Consider the following 17,292-nt stretch of genomic DNA (forward strand, 5'->3'; position numbering starts at 1 on the left):
GAAGGGGAGCGCGGTGTCAGCACCCACCAGTCACGCAGTCGCGGAGCGGTCGGGCGCGGACCGGAGGGTCTGGCTGTGGGGATTGCTGCTGGCGCTGATGATCTGCGCTCCGCTGCTTCGCCCCGGATATGTGCTGACCTACGACATGGTGTGGGTTCCGCACCTCGATCTGGACCGGCTCGAACCGTGGGGGCTGGGCAGTGCTCTGCCTCGTGCCGTGCCGTCCGATGCCGTCGTGGCGCTCTTGGGGTCGGTCGTCCCGGCTGCTGTGGTCCAACGGGTCGTGCTGGGTGCCGTCTTCGTGATCGGGGCGGTGGGCGCAGCACGACTCGTGCCGACCCTGCGACTCCCCGCACGTCTGGTGGCAGCGACGTTCTACGTGTGGAACCCGTTCGTGGCCGAGCGGCTGGTTCTCGGTCAGTGGCCGCTACTCCTCGGCTATGCCGCGTTGCCGTGGCTGATCTGCGCGCTGCGATCTAAGCGCGCTCGTTGGGGTCCTGCCACCCTCGCGCTGGCGGCCTTGGCACTGACGCCCGTCGGGGGAGTCCTCGGGCTGCTGACGGCGTGGATCGTGGGTGGGCGCCACGGGCCCGTTCGGCTGACCGCCCTGGCGGGGGCGGTGAATGCGCCGTGGATCGTGGCCGGTCTGCTCAGCCCTGCCGGAACGCGCTCCGATCCGGCCGGGGCGGTGGCGTTCTCGCTGCAGAGCGATGGACCTCTCGGCCGGCTGTGGTCGGCGTTGTCGTTGGGAGGAATCTGGAACGGAGACGTGGTGCCGGCGTCGCGAGGGTTGTGGACGACGGCTCTGTTGGTGCTGGTCGGCTGGGCGGTGATGGCGCTCGGCGTGCGGTGCTGGCCCGGTGACGGCCGCGGTGAGCGAATGCGGCTCGCGGTGCTAGCGGTTGTGGGCCTGGCAGTGGCGGTCGCAGGATGGGTTCTCCCAGGCTTCGTGCAGTGGTGGGTCGAGTTGGTGCCCGCAGGTGGCCTGGTGCGAGACGGCACCCGGTTCCTGGCTCTGCTGGCGCCCTTCAGCGCCATGGCGCTCGCGCATGGTGCCGCACGGATCTCAGAAGCGATTCCATCGCAGCTGACCAGCCGATTCGTGGCGGGACTTCTGGTGTTCCTGCCGATCGCGAGCCTTCCCGATCTGGCGCTCGGCGTCTCCGGCCGGCTGGACCCCGTGCAGTACCCGGCTTCCTGGTCACAGATGCGTGAGGAGATCGCAAGCAACGATGTGGCCGGAGATCTCCTGGTGTTGCCGTTCGCTCCGTATCGCGCGCCGGAGTTCAACGGAGGACGGGCGGTGCTGGATCCGGCAGGCCGGTTCTTCGACCGCACCACGGTCGTCAACGACGACCTCGTGGTCTCGGGTCTCACCATCCGCGGTGAGGACCCACGCGTCGACGACCTCTTCGGCGCGTTGTCCTCCGGCCGCGTCCAACCCGAGCTTCTTCGACAACGCGGGATCGGTCTGGTCCTGGTCGACACGTCAGCCGCGCAGGCCATCGGTGCACTCGACACGGTTGCGCGTCTGCAGCTGGTCGCCACCCATGGCGATCTTGTCCTGTTTGCTGCCGGCGATGCTGAGGCCGACTCTCCTGGGGCGGGGGAGCGGGGTGCAGTTGTTGCGGCGTGGATCCTGGCGAGCGCAGCCCTCCTGGCTGCTCTCGGATCTCACGTCGTGGCGATGTCGCGTCGCGCCACCAGGTGACCCGATCACTGGTACGATGAGCCTGCCTTGAGGGAGGACACACAGTGACATCATCATTGATCGTCGGAGTCGTCGCGTTCGTCGCCGGATGCGGACTCGCAGCTGCGACCGCAGTTGGCGTCGTGCAGGCTCAGCAGAGCGCCGGGACCGAGCAGGTCGACGCGACCACCGTGAGCTACGGCAACAACTGACCTAGTAGTACGAAAGGCCCGAGATCGCTACGATCTCGGGCTTTTCGTCGTTCTTCTCAGCGGCTGCGCGTCACGTCTCGAGCACGTGCGCGAACTGCTCCTGGGACGACGCCCAGGAGAATGAGTGGGACTTGGCGAGCGCGCCCTCACCCAGGAGTGTCCGCCACGGGTCGTCCGCAATGAGCTCGCACACGGATGCGATGAGCGCGGCGTGATCGTCCACGAGCACTCCGGACTCCTTGTGGTCGATCGACTCGGTTGTCCCGCCTGCAGTTGAGTAGGCCACGGTCGGAGTTCGATGGGCGCCTGCCTCCCCGACGACCAGCCCCCACCCTTCCTTCAACGAGGGCAGCACCATGACCCAGGCGTGCGCCAGGAGCTCGTGCTTTCGCACGTCGTCGACGAATCCGTGGAAGATGACTGCGTTGCTGACGCCCGCCGCTCTCGCGTAGGCACGAAGCTCTTCATCCCACCAACCAGATCCGACGATGTCGAGCTCAGCGTCCGGATATCTGCGGCGCACGGCGACCAGCGCGTCGATCGCATGCTCAACCTGCTTGTGCGGAACGAGGCGGCCCAGCACACACAAGCGGGGTGAGGCCGAACGCTTCACGGTGACGCGCGGAGCAGGCGAGTTTCCGTTGTGCACGACCGTGATGCGCTCACGATCGACGCCGAGCTCGGTGAGCTCGTACTGACTGGCCTCCGACACGGTGACGTAGCGGCTCCGGCTGTACAACCGAGGTGCCACGAAGCTCTCAATCCACCAACCGACCCGACCGGTGAGTCCCGGATAGACGACCGGCCACTGCTCGCGGTGGACGTGATGCACCAGCACCACGACCCGGCGCCGGGTGACGAGCCGTGTGAAGAACGGTAGACCGTTCTGCACGTCGACGACCAGGTCGACCCGGCCATATCGCCGCAGGAGCAGTCGGGCCGCGGTGGTCAGGTAGATGTCCAGCTTGCTGCCGCACCGGACGAACCGGATCCCGTCGACCACCTCGTCATCGGGTGCGCCAGCGTGACGGGCGCACGCGATGGTCACGCGATGGCCCCGGTCAATGAGACCTGCGGCCATCTTCTCCACGTAGACCTCAGACCCACCGCCCTCGGGGTTGCGCGTGTCGCGCCAGTTGCAGAAGAGAATGTGCACGTCGCCCCGACTCGCGCCGGTACCTCCCTCAGAGTCGCCGCAGCGACTCGTTGACGCCGGGGTTTCAACCGGCGGCCGCGTCCCTCAACGCAGTTGACAGATAGTACGTCAAGGTTGGTCCAGGACTGGAGTACGGTGCGCTGGTGCCATCGACGATGTTCCGCGCCAGCCTGCGACGGTCGTGGGGACTCCTGCAGGCCTTTCGACTCGAGCAGACCGCCCCGGACCACTTCTACGGCACCCTTGCCGCTGACTCGGTCGCGCAGGTCTCATCGTACGTGGATCTTGCGGATACCTGGGTGCTCGACGTCGGGGGCGGACCGGGGTACTTCTCTGCGGCATTCCGAGGCGCGGGCGCGCGGTACACAGCGCTCGACGCAGACCTGGGCGAGCTTGCAGGTCGCGGTGATCCAGAATCTGGAACCGTTCTCGGCAGTGGGATGGCTCTGCCGTTTGGCGACGAGAGCTTCGACGTCGCGTATTCGTCGAATGTGCTCGAGCATGTTCCGGAGCCCTGGCAGATGGCTCAGGAAATGGTCCGAGTGACCCGGCCCGGAGGACTTATCTTCATCTCCTACACGGTGTGGTGGGGCCCCTGGGGCGGTCACGAGACGGCACCATGGCACTTCCTGGGAGGTCATCGAGCCGCTGAGAGGTACGCACGTCGTCACGGACACCGTCCCAAGAACGACTTCGGCACCTCCCTGTTCGCCGTCACCACTGCTGCCGGACAGCGCTGGGCTCGCCAGGTCGCCGAAGCCGAGGTCGTGGCAGTCGTGCCGCGCTATCTACCTCGATGGTCGTGGTGGATCCTGCGCGTCCCGGGCCTCCGGGAGGTGGTGACGTGGAATCTCGCGATCGTCTTGCGCAAGAGGTAGCCGTTCCACCCCGCATCACACCCTGGCGCATCCGGCTGGGTGCATGGTCGCTGTTCCTCGTTGCACTTGCTTTCATACAGGCGCCCGGTCGAATCGTGGGCGACACCAAGCTCGATCTCGTGGTCGCACCCGGGGCCTTCCTGGAGCGAGCGCTACACCTGTGGGACCCCAACGGGGCCTTCGGTCAGGTGCAGAATCAGGCCTACGGCTACCTGTTTCCGATGGGTCCGTTCTTCTGGCTCGGAACGGTCATCGATCTACCTGAGTGGGTCGTGCAGCGGCTGTGGTGGTCGTTGATCCTCGTCGTGGCATTTCTGGGCATGGTCAAGCTGCTCAGCCTGCTGGGTGTCGGTACTTCGTGGACCCGCATCGTGGCGGGCTTGGCCTTCGCGCTGTCTCCGAGATTCTTGACGGTGCTGGGGCCGTCATCAATCGAGGTGTGGCCCAGCGCCCTCGCGCCATGGGTGCTGATACCCCTGATCATTGCGGTGCGCCGCGGCGATCCGAGACGCGGCGCTGCCCTCAGCGCGATCGCGGTGGCGTGTGTCGGTGGCGTCAACGCGGTGGCAACCTTCGCGGTGATCCCCATGGCCGTGTGGTGGCTCGTCGTCGCACCGCCGGGACCGCGTCGTCGCTCCCTGCGACGGTGGTGGCCACCGTTAGTCCTGCTGGCCACGGCATGGTGGCTCCTGCCCCTGCTCCTGCTGGGACGGTATAGCCCGCCCTTCCTGGACTACATCGAGTCGATCTCGAACACGGCCTTTCCGTCAACCACTGTTGACGCGCTGCGTGGGACTTCGAATTGGGTGCCGTATGTCGACCCCAGCTCTGAGGCTGGCCGCCTGTTGATCTCCGAACCATTGCTGATCCTCAACGGCGCTGTGCTCGTCGCATTCGGTCTCTACGGACTGGCACGGGCAGACCTGCCATGGCGGCGGTTTCTCGTTCCGTCCATGCTCGTCGGGCTCGTGCTGGTGACGCTCGGTCACGCAGGATCCACACCCGGACTGGGGTCCGAGACGCTGCGAACGCTGCTCGATGGTCCGTTGGCGCCGTTGCGGAACGCACACAAGTTCGACGTGCTGGTCCGAGTTCCTCTGATCGTTGGCCTGTGCCATGCCCTGACGGCTCTGACGCGCGTCCGAACCGCGACTGCGCTCGGAGCCATGACCCTCGCTCTCGTCGCGGTGGCCGGCTCGACCAGCCCTGCCTGGACCGCCCGTGTGGCTCCGCAGGGGAGCTTCACGGCGATCCCCGGCTACTGGCAAGAGGCGTCCGCCTGGTTGGAGGACAACTCGAATGGGCGTGCTCTGCTGACTCCTGCGTCCACCTTCGGCCGATACGTGTGGGGTCGCACGAACGATGAGCCGCTCCAGCCCCTCCTGGACAGTCCTTGGGCAGTTCGGAACGTCATTCCCCTGGCTCCGGGCTCAAACATCGACATGCTCGACACGTTGACCGCCGAGCTGGGCACGGGCCGGGGTTCATCGGAACTCGCTGGTCTTCTGCGTCGTGCCGGTGCTGGCACCATCGTGTTGCGGCACGACCTCGATCGCGGCGGTCTCGAGGCGGAGTCGCCGGAGACGGTGAGGGCCACGCTGATGTCAATTCCCGGGATGCAGCAGGTCGCATCCTTTGGACCGACGGTGGGCGGGGGCTCTTCGTTGATCGGGGAGGACGGGCAGACCGTCTTCGTGGACCAGGGGCGCCAGGCGCAGCGACCTGCCATCGAGGTCTTCTCACTGAACGCCCCCGTCATGGCGACAACCTTGCAGTCGGACGATCGGGTGCCGACGGTGGTGGGAGATGCGGGATCACTGTTGAAGCTCGACGAACTGGACGCGATCGCGAAGGGGCCGAGCATCCTGGGACCTGACGCCTTGGACCCGCCGCGCGGCCCTGTGATTCTGACCGACGGAAATCGGCGACAAGAAGTGGCGTTCGCCCAGGTCCGGCGCAATCGGTCGGCTTCCCTCACACCGCAGGAGCCCTACCGTGCGGATCGAGAGGTGCACCGCTACGACGAGGAGACCATCGACCGGTGGAGCAGCGTGCCGCATCTGCGCGGCGCGAGATCGCTGACGGCGTCATCATCTCGATCAGACGCCGGAGCCCGCCCGGTCATCGATCAATCAGCATCGCCTTGGGCGGCGTTCGACGGAGACCCGCGAACCGCATGGCGTCCGAACGAAGCCCAGGATCGGGAGGCATGGATCGACCTCGATCTCGGCCGGATGCGCGACGTGGGAGAAGCGACTATCACGTTGGATCTGCCTCGCGATCAGACAAGAGAGCTTCGCGTCCTGACCGAGGACGGCGTGCAGTCCATCACGGCGCAGGGTGGGCGCGCCTCAACAGTTCGCTTGGGATCGGTTCGCCACGTGCGCATCGAAGCCGTGCGCACTCCGCAAGCTGACATCGCCATCAGCGAAGTCAGCTTGGATCAGATCGCCCTGTCGAGACCGTTGCAGCTCCCGACCCTGCCTGAGTCGTGGCCGGTTCCGGACCAGGTGTTGCTCCAGACAGAAGCGGGCCGTAACGACGGCTGCTTGACGCTGGCTCAACTTCGCCGCTGTTCGGATGCGTTCGTCCGCCCCGTCGAGGACGGACGAACGCTCGACCGCGAAGTTCCTCTGTCGGGATCCGCGTCATTCGCAGCCGCGGCGCGTGTTGTGGCGGATGCGGGCCCGGACCTTGACGCCCTACTCCAACGAGGTCGTCTCTCGACCATCGAGGTGAGTTCACAGCAGTCGACATCGGTGCTCGGTGGAGCACTCGCGCTGGTCGACGGCACGACACGAGCCGGTTGGGTCGCTGCAGCCGAGGACGTTGACCCCACCGTGACGCTCAGGTGGGTCGACCCGCGACAGGTCTCCGAGATATCGATGCCCACCCCGTCGACATTCGCGGCATCGTCGCCCCGCTCCGTGCGTCTGGTGTTCGGGACCGGAGAGGAGGTCGAGACGCCCATCATCGACGGGCGGGTGCGATTCGACCCTGTCCGCACCGACTCGGTGGAGATCCATCTTCTGGCCGGCGCACGGCGAAGCTCGGTGGACTTTTCCGGCGCGATCTCGGCGCTTCCGCTCGGACTCGCAGAGGTGTCGATTCCGGGCTTGGACGGGTTCGCGGACCTTTCGGCCAATCAACCTGTCCAACTGAGCTGTCGCGAAGGTCCCTCCGTGACCATTGATGGGCGGACATTTCCTGGAAGCCTGAACACAACGGTCGCAACGCTCGTCGCGGGCGAGCCCGTGGCAATCGACTGGTGCGATGAACCGGCCGTCCGTCTCACGGAGGGCACACATCGTGTTCGGGCCGACGCGGGAGTCGGTGTGCGTCCTCTCGACGTCGTGCTGCGGCAAACGACCATCGCATCCACCTCAGCTGGGCCGGAGACCGTGCTGGCAACCACGATGAACACCAACCCCGGATGGGAGGCGAGTGATTCCAACGGCGAGATGCTGACACCCGTTGTCCTCGATGGTTGGCGTCAAGGGTGGTTGGCTCCTGATCGGGACGCTGCTGCAGATGCCTCGATCAATTTTGGGCCCGGCTCGACCTATCGAGCGAGTCTCCTCGTAGGTGCCCTCTATCTTCTTGTCGTGCCACTGGTTGCAGCCTTGCCGAATCGTGGGCGATTCACGGGCGCTGATGCAGCCGAGGAGAAGCCGAGCAGGCGCTCCAGGACGCTGGTCGCGTGCGGACTCGTTGCCGCGATGATCGTGGCTGGGTGGGTCGCGATGCTGGCTGTCCTCATCGCCGCGGTCAGTCTCGAGGTGGTACGACGCCGGGTGTCGACGGCGCCAGCGATCATTGCCGCAGTGATGGGGGGAGGAGCCGTGCTCCTGTACGCCTTCGCACCGTGGGGCTCGTTCGATACCTGGGCTGGTGACCGAGTTCTACCTCAGTTGCTCGCCTGGCTCGGCGTGGGATCAGTTCTCGTGGCTGCTGGCCCCTTGGGTTTGCGTCGCAGGAAGGGCCGTTCGACCGCGCGGTAGAGAATCTCGGCGACTGCAAGACTGATGGCGAGGACGACCACGAAGACGAGAACCACGTTCTCGTCGAAGATCACCCAGCTGGTCGACTGGAAGAGGACGGCGAGCACGATCACGTGACAGCAGAACAGGCTGTAGGAGATGCGGCCCAGGTGCCGCAGCGGTGCCCATGCCATCACACGTCCGTGTGGGGTGTCCGCCGCACCAAAGACTGCGGGGAGCATCACGGCCACCGCCACCACGAGGTACAACACAGCTCGGAGGACCGATTCGCTCGAAGTGCGAGCGAAGAGGCCGGCTGCCCCACCCAGTGGTGTGCTCTGAACGACGACGAGCGCGGCGGCAACCAGCCAGCAGGCCCCTGGCGTTTCGGCGGCGGCGCGGCACCACACCACAGGCCACCACGTTCCGTCGCCCAGACGAAGCTCGACATGCACCACAGCGATCGCCATGCCTGCAGCGAACCAGCACAGGTAGCTAGGAAGGGCCAAGGTGGTCCAGCTTCCCAGGTCGGCGAACGGGCCCGCGGCGAGGCCGGCCCAAACGATGGAGGCGGCAGCCATGAGCGTGAGGAGGATCAGCTGCGCTGAGCGGCGGCTGAATCGCCGACAGGTCAGTGCCATCGTGAGTGCGGGCAGCACGAGGTAGAAGGCCGCTTCCGTGGCGAGGCTCCACATCTGGCTCAGGCCCTCGGGAAAGATCGTGTCCCGGTAGAGCTGGATCATCAGCAAGTTGTCCAACCACGTCTGCCAGTCGCGGTCCTGATTCAGATCTACCAACACCATGGCGAGCACGACAGTCACCCAGTAAACGGGAAGAACCCGAAGAACTCGCTTGCTCGCATAGGTCGCAAGTCGTTCGGCGGGAACCCCGCACCGGGCGGCGGCGAAGCGCGGGTAGGAGAGGAGGTATCCCGAGAGGACGAAGAAGATGGCGACCCCCACCTCCAGCCGCTGGGCCACGGCGCCCAACAAGCCAGCGTCGTAGTAACCGGCCCAGAAGGCGACATGCGTGATGACCACAGCAAGCGACGCCAGACCGCGCAGTGTGTCCAGCGCGGGAAGGCGTGGCAATGCAGTGGAAGTCTCGCGATCGATGTCGCTCACGGGGAAACGTCCAATCTGCCGGATCGCACACCATCGACGCAGGCGACGGTCCCCGGCTCGAGCGTGCGGATGGTCAGTGTCGAATAGGCGCCATCCCCGCGGACGAACCACGTGTGCGCGCCTGCGAGCAGGTCGATCTCAAATGGCTTGCGGTCGTCGAACGTCACGACGGCTCGACCATCGCCACTCGCGGCGTAGTTGATGGTTGTCCACGGGAACAGATTCATGTCATTTCGATCCATGGCGATGCGGACCTCTGCGTTGTCGATTCGCCAACCGCAACCGAGCTCGGGGCCGGGGTCGCTCGTTGCGCCATTGACGAGGGCCGGTCCTGCTGTCCCATCTGGGCCTAGCGCGAACAGGTCGTTGCCTTCCGTGCGCGGATCGACCACATCAGGATAGGGCGCCAGAAGTCGGGACACGAGGTTTTCGGGGAAGTGGATCGGAAGCTGGACCAGTTCCGGTACTTCGACATCGGCTACCGGCCGGGGTTGTGCCTGAAGGCTGGTGACGGCATTGTCGACGAACCTGTGAGCCGGAAAGTCGCGGTGCCAGGGGAGCGTGAAGGTGACGACGCTGACCAAGGACGTAGCGAACACGACGGCAGACGTCCCCACGATTGCTTGACCGCGTCGGGAAACGATCATCGAGGTACCGATGGTGGTGGCAGGACGACTTTCGGCGCGCCCCATCACGGCGAACGCCAAGGCAACGACAGTCACGGCCAGAACGTCGGGATAGTAGCGGGTGTTGAGTGCTGCGTCCGGGCCGAGCTGGAGCGCGCGACCGAAGTCGATGGCGACATAGGTGGCCATGAGTTGCGCAGTCATCATGGCCACTGCGACGCGGCCGGTCCTGCCACCGCGGAACACGAGGAGCAGCATGAGCGTCACCACGATGAATGCCGCAGTCACGGCGATCACACGCGGCGCGGAGGGCACGGAGATCGGGTCGGCGACAACGTTCCACCACACGGGGCCACCCAGCAACGACGGCGCCCAGCTCTCGACGATCAGATTCCAGAGAACCTTGCCGTGCTGGGCGTCGGTCGATGTCGACAGTGGTGCCGGAGCAACGCTGCGATAGACCAGTAGATACATGGCTCCCAGCACGGCCGGAGGCGCAATGATCGGCCAGTGGGTGCTGAACAGCCGGCGTGGCAGTGTTCGCCAGTGCCCGGACGGAGTGAGCAGTCCGATGGTGAGGATGCCGATGGGGATTGCGACCAACAGACCCCTCGGGCCACTCAGCGCTGCGAGGGCGAATGCGAAGGACGCCAGGACCGCCCAGCGGACTCTCCGTTCTCGCGACCACTGGACTACCGCGAGTACCAGCAGGAAGAACGCAGCCTGCGCAGGAAGTCCGTTGAGCGACGCCGCCCACCACAGGGAGTTGTCCATCGCCATCGGCGAAAAGGCGAACAGTCCCAGGGGAACGAGCGTGGCCCAGCGCTCACCAAAGACGGTGCTCAGCATGGCCCAGCAGGCGCCGAGGGCCGCTGTCTGCATGACAATGAGTGACAGGGCCGCGGGCCACCACGTCAGACCGGCTGGAAGCCCCACCAGCCAGGCCACCACCATGCCCAAGGGCATCAGTTGGCTGTCATTGGGCGTCATCAGCATATCGACGGTGAATCCCATGTCGCGAGCGCGTTGAACAAGCAAGAAGTCGTCGGCATAGAACCACCCGTTCCATGCGGCCCAGACTCGCCACGCGAGACCTGAAATCACGATGACCGCAGCCGCAGCTCGCACCTGCTCGACAGGGCGCGCGGCCGAACGAACTTGGGTGGCGCTCACGAGGTCATATCCTCCCATGTTTCGGTGACATGTCGTGACCCTACGGGCTGGTAACCTACGCGAGATCACATTGGCGGAGGGAGCCTGGAGTGAGCAGGAAATTGGGAACGGTGGCGCTCGTATTGGGCGCCTTCTTGCTGGTGCTGGCCGTGGCATCACGGTTCTACATGTATGACCGACTGGCCGTCGTGCCGGACAACAACCAAACGACCAGCATCTCGGCGACTGCGCAGGGCGAGGACGCAGAGTATCTGGACGTCGGAGCGGGTCCAGCCGTCATCGAGGGGCCGCTGAAGTCGACCCGTGTCGTCAGCGGTGACGTCGATCTCAGCGAGGAGGCGAGCGAGGATCTCGGTCGTGACATCGCCGTGTGGCGCACGTTCAGCTGCACTGCCGCGCCAGACTTTGACTGCGGCAGCGGCGAGACGCCCCTGAGCGGCACGGCCGACATCGTCGCGTTCGACGCGACAACCGGCGAGGCTGTCGACTGGAACCAGACGCGCACAGAGACCGGTGGCGAGAAGAAGCGCGGAAACTTCCAGGGCCAGTACTTCAAGTTCCCGTTCGACACCCAGAAGAAGGACTACATGTTCTGGGACGGCTCGCTCAAGAAGGCCACGCCGGCCGAGTACAAGGGTGAGACCACCATCAACGATCTCGATGTCTACGAGTTCGAGCAGGTCATCGAGCCCACCAAGGTCGGCACCACCGCGGTGCCGGGCGATCTCGTCGGCGAGGACGGTGGCACGGTCGTGACCGACCGTATCTACTCCAACGTCCGCACCTTCTTGGTGGAGCCGGTCACCGGCGTCATCATTCGAGGCGGAGAGTCCCAGGACGGGTATCTCGAGCTCGACGGCGAGCGCAAGCTCACCACGACGGCGGCCACCTTGGGCTACACCGACGAGAACGTGCAGGCCACGGTCGACGAGTATGCGGGAACGTCATCGCTGCTGGCCGCGGTCCACACGACCTTCCCGATCTTCGGTGGGATCGTCGGACTGGTCCTGATCCTGATCGGCATTGCACTTCGAGGCCGTTCGCGAGACACGACGGCAGACGACGCTCCTGCGCACGTCTGAGCTGATCCTTGGCCCGGGGCCGTCGACCACTCGGTCGGCGGCCCCGTCGTCATGTCAGGTGACGTCTAGGCTGAACCAATGACTGCGGCCGCCGACCTGTGCACCTTCGTCGACCACTCGCCGACCCCGTTCCACGTCTGCGCCACTGCAGCCGAGCGGCTCGGCGCGGCGGGCTGGACCAAGGTCGACGAGACGGCGCCGTGGCCGACAGGGCCCGGCAAGTGGTTCGTGATCCGTGGCGGATCCTTGGTCGCGTGGAACACCGAGGCGGCGCCCGGAGCCGACGTCCGATTCCGCGTCGTCGGTGGCCACACCGACAGCCCCAACCTGCGTCTCAAGCAGCACCACGACGTCGAGGCGGGCGGCCTGGGTGTCGTGGCCCTCGAGCCGTACGGGGGAGCGTGGATCCATTCGTGGCTCGACCGTGACCTCGGCATCGCCGGACGACTCGCCCTGCGTGACGGCAGCCTCAAGCTGGTGCACATCGACGAGCCGGTGCTGCGGGTGCCGCAGCTCGCGATCCACCTGTCCGCGGAGAAGAAGAGCATCGAGGTCGACCCGCAGCGCCACCTCAACGCCATCTGGAACACCGGCTCTGGTCGCTTCATGGACTGGATTGCCGAGAAGTCCGAGGTCAGGGCCGACGACGTGCTCGGCTTCGAGCTGATGACCCACGACGTCACGCCCAGCGCCCTGATCGGGGCTCGCGAGGAGTTCGTCTCCGCCGGACGCCTCGACAACCAGGGCACCTGCTTCTCAGGTCTGCAGGCCCTGCTGTCGGCCGAACCCGTCGACGGGGTCGCCACCGTGCTGGCCCTGTTCGACCACGAGGAGATCGGCAGCACGTCGGAGCGCGGGGCAGGTTCGGACCTGTTGCTGACCGTGCTCGAGCGCACCGTCCTGGCCGCCGGCGGAGGACGCGACGAGCTGCACCGCGCGATCGCCGCGTCGGTGTGCGCGTCGGGCGACATGGCGCACGCGACGCACCCCAACCACGCCGACCGCCACGAACCGCTGCACCAGATCGCCCTGGGCGGCGGCCCGGTCCTGAAGGTCAACGTCAACCTGCGATATGCCACCGACGCCGCCGGAGCAGCACACTTCCAACGCGCCTGCGACGCCGCCGGAGTGCCCCTGCAGCGTTACGAGCACCGCGCCGACCTGCCCTGCGGATCGACCATCGGGCCCCTGAGCGCGGCGAGGACCGGCATGCTGACCGTCGATGTCGGAGCTCCGCAGCTGGCCATGCACTCGGCGCGTGAGGTGATGGGCAGCGACGACGTCGATCTGTACACCCGCGCCCTCGCTGCCTTCTTGTCCCCGACGACCTGAACCGGCGCACCCCGGCGGGTCCGCTGACGTCGCGGGCGCGTAAGATTGTCACGCGCTGACGGCTTGCTCGCGTCTCGGACAGAGCAGGCGTGGGCTCGTGCTCGGATCTGGTCCCTTCACCGGGGTCGAACCGCTCGTACGGACAACTGGCCTCGGCGCGCCCGTCCAACGTCACCCATCCATCGGAGCAATCCCTATATGACAAGCATCGCAACTCCATCTGCGGCCCCGCAGGTTGCGGTCAACGACATCGGCAGCGAAGAGGACTTCCTCGCCGCTATCGACAAGACCATCAAGTACTTCAACGACGGCGACATCGTCGAAGGCATCATCGTCAAGGTCGATCGTGACGAGGTTCTCCTCGACATCGGCTACAAGACCGAAGGTGTCATCCCCTCCCGCGAGCTCTCGATCAAGCACGACGTCGATCCCAATGACGTCGTTGCCCTCGGTGACGCGGTCGAGGCCCTCGTCCTCCAGAAGGAGGACAAGGAAGGCCGTCTCATCTTGTCCAAGAAGCGCGCCCAGTACGAGCGCGCCTGGGGCGACATCGAGAAGATCAAGGCTGAGGACGGCGTCGTCGAAGGCACCGTCATCGAGGTCGTCAAGGGCGGCCTGATCATGGACATCGGTCTGCGTGGCTTCCTGCCCGCGTCGCTGGTCGAGATGCGTCGCGTCCGCGACCTCGACCCGTACATCGGTCAGAAGATCGAGGCCAAGATCATCGAGCTCGACAAGAACCGCAACAACGTGGTCCTGTCGCGCCGTGCCTGGCTCGAGCAGACCCAGTCGGCCGTGCGCCAGAACTTCCTCAACGAGCTGCAGAAGGGGCAGGTGCGCAAGGGCGTCATCTCCTCGATCGTCAACTTCGGTGCGTTCGTCGATCTCGGCGGCGTCGACGGCCTGGTCCACGTGTCCGAGCTGTCCTGGAAGCACATCGATCACCCCAACGAGGTCGTGCAGGTCGGCGACGAGGTCACCGTCGAGGTTCTCGACGTCGACATGGAGCGCGAGCGCGTGTCGCTGTCGCTCAAGGCGACGCAGGAAGACCCGTGGCAGCACTTCGCCCGTACGCACCAGATCGGCCAGATCGTTCCCGGCAAGTCCACCAAGCTCGTCCCCTTCGGTGCGTTCGTTCGCGTCGAGGAGGGCATCGAGGGCCTGGTGCACATCTCCGAGCTCGCCGAGCGTCACGTCGAGATCCCCGAGCAGGTCGTCCAGATCGGCGACTCGGTCATGGTCAAGATCATCGACATCGACCTGGAGCGTCGTCGCATCTCGCTGTCGCTCAAGCAGGCCAACGAGACCGAGGCCGCAGTCGGCGACGACTTCGACCCGACGCTCTACGGCATGACCTCGTCCTACGACGAGGCCGGCAACTACATCTACCCCGACGGTTTCGATCCCGAGACCGGCGAGTGGCAGGACGGCTTCGACGAGGCCCGCGCCACGTGGGAGAAGCAGTACGCCGAGGCCCACGAGCGCTGGGAGGCGCACAAGAAGCAGATCGAGGATGCCGAGAAGGCCGGCATCGAGGCTGCCGAGGCGTCGAACTACTCCTCCGACAGCTCTGCACCGTCCTCGGAGAGCACCGGCGGCGAAGCCCCAGTGCAGGAGGGCTCACTGGCCTCCGACGAGGCGCTGCAGGCGCTGCGCGAGAAGCTCACCGGTGGCGAGTAAGTAGTCACCAGCTCGACCCGCACCACGACAGCACCCCCGGCCATCGGCCGGGGGTGCTGTCGTTCAGGCGATGATGCGGGGGACGTAGGCGGAAGCGGGGATCTCCTCGCCCTGGTGGCTGCGAGGTGGTGGGCGGCTGCCATAGCCGTCGGTGCGGATCGTCCGGGTCAGGATGATCGCGAAGGTGAGGACCAGGAGTACTGCGATGACGATGATCATGGCAGTAAGTCTGCTCCTGTGGATTTCCTGCCACGAGTGGCTGGAAAGCCAGTCAGCATTGAGTTCCTGCCACATCTGGGTCATGCTGGCGGCATGTCGCGCGCGTTGAAGACGGTGACCCTCGTGGTCCAGGACGGGGTCGAGATGTTCGGCCTGGGTGTGCTCAGCGAGGTGTGGAACGAGCCGTACCACCCCGACGACGACAATCCCGTGTTCGACTTTCGGGTCTGTGCGCCGCGACCGGGCCGGATCAGGGGCCGTGGCGGGTACGACCTGCACGTCGAGCACGGACTGGAGGCGACCCACGATGCTGATCTGGTGTGCTTCGTCCCGCGGTCGAGCCACCTGGACTTCGATCCTGCGGTGCTGGACTGTGTCCGCGAGGTGCACGGCCGTGGTGCGATCGTGTTCGCGCACTGCTCAGCGACGTTCATGCTGGCCGAGGCCGGCCTGCTCGATGGTCGCTCCTGCACCACCCATTGGCGCCACGCCGACGAGCTGGCCCGGCTCTATCCAGCGATCGAGGTGCGGCCCGACATCCTCTACGTCGACGACGCCAACATCGTCACCGGCGCGGGCTCGGCCGCCAGCATCGACGCATCGCTTCACGTGATGCGCCGCCACTTCGGCGCCAAGGTGGCCGCCTCGACGGCGCGTCGCATCGTGGTGCCCCCACACCGCGACGGCGGCCAGGCCCAGTTCATCCGTACCCCGATGCACACCACCGACGTCGAGACCCTCGCCCCGCTGCTGGACTGGATGACCGAGCACCTGGGGGAGTCGTTGTCGGTCGAGCGGTTGGCCCAACGGGCTCACATGTCGGCGCGCACGTTTGCGCGGCGGTTTCGCGACGAGACCGGCACGACGCCGCTGCAGTGGATGACGACCCAGCGCGTGGCGCTCACCGAGGAGCTGCTGGAGAGCTCCGCGTTGTCGATCGACCAGATCGCCGACCGTGTGGGATTCGGCAACGCCGCGACCCTGCGCCATCACTTCCTCGCTCACCGCGGGACCACCCCACAGCACTACCGCCGCACCTTCCGCGGCGTGTCGGCCTGACCACGCGCGCCGCCCTGCCCTCATATGAGTGTGTGATCGGTCACGGGACTTCGCGTGGGCAGGGGATACGTGCGGACAGGTTTAGGTCCGACCCGTATGCTCGGCAGAACGGTCTTCCCCCCGTGTGCCGCCCCCGCGGCACACCGGCCCGTGCAGTCGATCAACAGGCGGTTTAATTCGTGGCGACCTCTGGCCACCGACGTGCTGCGCCCATCGCGCGCACCCGACGTCGGTCCACGCTGACTCGAACTCTCATCCCCGGTCTCGGACTGGCAGCCGTGCTCGGCTCCGCCGTTGCCGTGGTCGTGCAAGATGACCCGGTCTCCGCACGGGTCGACGCCGTCGCAGCTGCTGAACAGCTGCCCGCGGACGTCGAGACCCTGGTCGTGGCCGATCCTCCTACCCGGGTCAGCCGCAGCGCCGAGCGCGCCCCGTTGCCCAATGAGTCCGGGCAGGCCGACATCGCCGGCACGTTGTTCGCGGTCAAGGATCTGTCGATCTTTGCCGATTCCGATCGCGAATCGGCCAAGCTCGCCTCGGTCAAGAAGGGCGACACGGTCGACGTCACGGGTGAGACCAAGGACGGTTGGACCCAGGTCATCCACAAGGATCTGCCCCGCTGGGTCGTCAGCAAGAGCGTCGCCGAGAAGATGCCTGAGCCGCCCAAGGCGCCCAAGCCGCCTCCGCCGCCGCCCGAGCCCACCCTCAGCGCCGCTCCCTGTGCCGCCGGGTCCGGGCCCGAGTCCGGCCTGCAGCCCGACACGGTCAAGGTCTACCGCGCCGTGTGTGCCGAGTTCCCCGAGGTCACCTCCTACGGCGGCGTGGCGAACCGGGGCGAACATGCCACCGGGCAGGCACTCGACATCATGATCTCCTCGGACACCGGCACCGCGATCGCCAACTTCCTGATGGAGAACCGCTCCGAGCTGGGCGTCGAGTACCTCATCTGGCGCCAGCAGATCTGGCGTCCGGCGACCTCCGGGGCCTGGCGCCCCATGAGCGACCGCGGCAGCCCCACGGCCAATCACTACGACCACGTGCACGTCACCACGTACGGCGCCTCGGCCACCGGCTGATCGCC

Annotated in this window: 13 protein-coding genes; 9 read left to right on the plus strand and 4 right to left on the minus strand. The window is 66.2% G+C overall.

All coding sequences use genetic code 11. The annotated features are described in order from the left end of the window. Window positions 1–13 precede the first annotated feature (13 nt). Window positions 14–1,711 carry a hypothetical protein gene (locus ACHAA3_RS12370; protein ID WP_435709326.1) on the plus strand — a complete coding sequence of 566 codons (1,698 nt, stop codon included), beginning with the start codon at window positions 14–16 and terminating at the stop codon, window positions 1,709–1,711. A 44-nt stretch (window positions 1,712–1,755) separates the two neighbouring features. After that, on the plus strand, window positions 1,756–1,902 hold the full coding sequence (locus ACHAA3_RS12375; RefSeq protein ID WP_435709327.1) for a hypothetical protein: 147 nt from the start codon (window positions 1,756–1,758) through the stop codon (window positions 1,900–1,902). 70 nt (window positions 1,903–1,972) lie between these two features. On the opposite strand, the gene ACHAA3_RS12380 is transcribed toward ACHAA3_RS12375, so the two are convergent. Next, on the minus strand, window positions 1,973–3,058 hold the full coding sequence (locus tag ACHAA3_RS12380) for a glycosyltransferase family 4 protein (protein ID WP_435709328.1): 1,086 nt from the start codon (window positions 3,056–3,058) through the stop codon (window positions 1,973–1,975). Window positions 3,059–3,201: 143 nt separating this feature from the next. Here ACHAA3_RS12380 and ACHAA3_RS12385 point away from each other — a divergent pair, with 143 nt between their 5' ends. Further along, a complete protein-coding gene (locus ACHAA3_RS12385) occupies window positions 3,202–3,936 on the plus strand; it encodes a class I SAM-dependent methyltransferase (RefSeq protein ID WP_435709329.1) in 735 nt (244 codons plus the stop codon). Then, window positions 3,855–7,937 (plus strand): alpha-(1->3)-arabinofuranosyltransferase, encoded by a 4,083-nt coding sequence (locus tag ACHAA3_RS12390; protein WP_435709330.1) that lies wholly within the window; start codon window positions 3,855–3,857, stop codon window positions 7,935–7,937. The genes ACHAA3_RS12385 and ACHAA3_RS12390 overlap by 82 nt, the downstream gene beginning before the upstream one ends. Here the strand turns inward: ACHAA3_RS12390 and ACHAA3_RS12395 are convergent. Both ACHAA3_RS12395 and ACHAA3_RS12400 read right to left on the minus strand, forming a co-directional pair. Next, window positions 7,844–9,040: an acyltransferase family protein gene (locus ACHAA3_RS12395; protein WP_435709331.1), complete on the minus strand. Its 1,197-nt coding sequence runs from the start codon at window positions 9,038–9,040 to the stop codon at window positions 7,844–7,846. The two genes, ACHAA3_RS12390 and ACHAA3_RS12395, sit on opposite strands and share 94 nt — an antisense overlap. Then, window positions 9,037–10,839: a hypothetical protein gene (locus tag ACHAA3_RS12400; RefSeq protein WP_435709332.1), complete on the minus strand. Its 1,803-nt coding sequence runs from the start codon at window positions 10,837–10,839 to the stop codon at window positions 9,037–9,039. Before ACHAA3_RS12400 ends, ACHAA3_RS12395 begins: the two co-directional genes overlap by 4 nt. Before the next feature lie 89 nt (window positions 10,840–10,928). Here ACHAA3_RS12400 and ACHAA3_RS12405 point away from each other — a divergent pair, with 89 nt between their 5' ends. The 3 genes from ACHAA3_RS12405 (at window position 10,929) to rpsA (ending at window position 14,933) form a co-directional block, all read left to right on the plus strand. Beyond that, window positions 10,929–11,921 carry a DUF3068 domain-containing protein gene (locus ACHAA3_RS12405; protein ID WP_435709333.1) on the plus strand — a complete coding sequence of 331 codons (993 nt, stop codon included), beginning with the start codon at window positions 10,929–10,931 and terminating at the stop codon, window positions 11,919–11,921. A gap of 78 nt (window positions 11,922–11,999) precedes the next feature. Continuing rightward, a complete protein-coding gene (locus ACHAA3_RS12410; protein ID WP_435709334.1) occupies window positions 12,000–13,253 on the plus strand; it encodes a M18 family aminopeptidase in 1,254 nt (417 codons plus the stop codon). Between the two features lie 198 nt (window positions 13,254–13,451). Further along, window positions 13,452–14,933 carry a 30S ribosomal protein S1 gene (rpsA, locus tag ACHAA3_RS12415; protein WP_435709335.1) on the plus strand — a complete coding sequence of 494 codons (1,482 nt, stop codon included), beginning with the start codon at window positions 13,452–13,454 and terminating at the stop codon, window positions 14,931–14,933. A 63-nt stretch (window positions 14,934–14,996) separates the two neighbouring features. On the opposite strand, the gene ACHAA3_RS12420 is transcribed toward rpsA, so the two are convergent. Next, window positions 14,997–15,152, minus strand: a complete 156-nt coding sequence (locus ACHAA3_RS12420) for a hypothetical protein (protein ID WP_435709336.1) — start codon at window positions 15,150–15,152, stop codon at window positions 14,997–14,999. A 93-nt stretch (window positions 15,153–15,245) separates the two neighbouring features. Here ACHAA3_RS12420 and ACHAA3_RS12425 point away from each other — a divergent pair, with 93 nt between their 5' ends. Then, on the plus strand, window positions 15,246–16,211 hold the full coding sequence (locus ACHAA3_RS12425) for a GlxA family transcriptional regulator (protein WP_435709337.1): 966 nt from the start codon (window positions 15,246–15,248) through the stop codon (window positions 16,209–16,211). 179 nt (window positions 16,212–16,390) lie between these two features. Continuing rightward, entirely contained in the window at window positions 16,391–17,287 is an 897-nt protein-coding gene (locus tag ACHAA3_RS12430) for an SH3 domain-containing protein (protein ID WP_435709338.1), read from the plus strand. The last annotated feature ends 5 nt before the right edge of the window (window positions 17,288–17,292 follow it).

This window comes from Aeromicrobium sp. CF3.5, assembly GCF_051262695.1.
Classification (GTDB): domain Bacteria; phylum Actinomycetota; class Actinomycetes; order Propionibacteriales; family Nocardioidaceae; genus Aeromicrobium.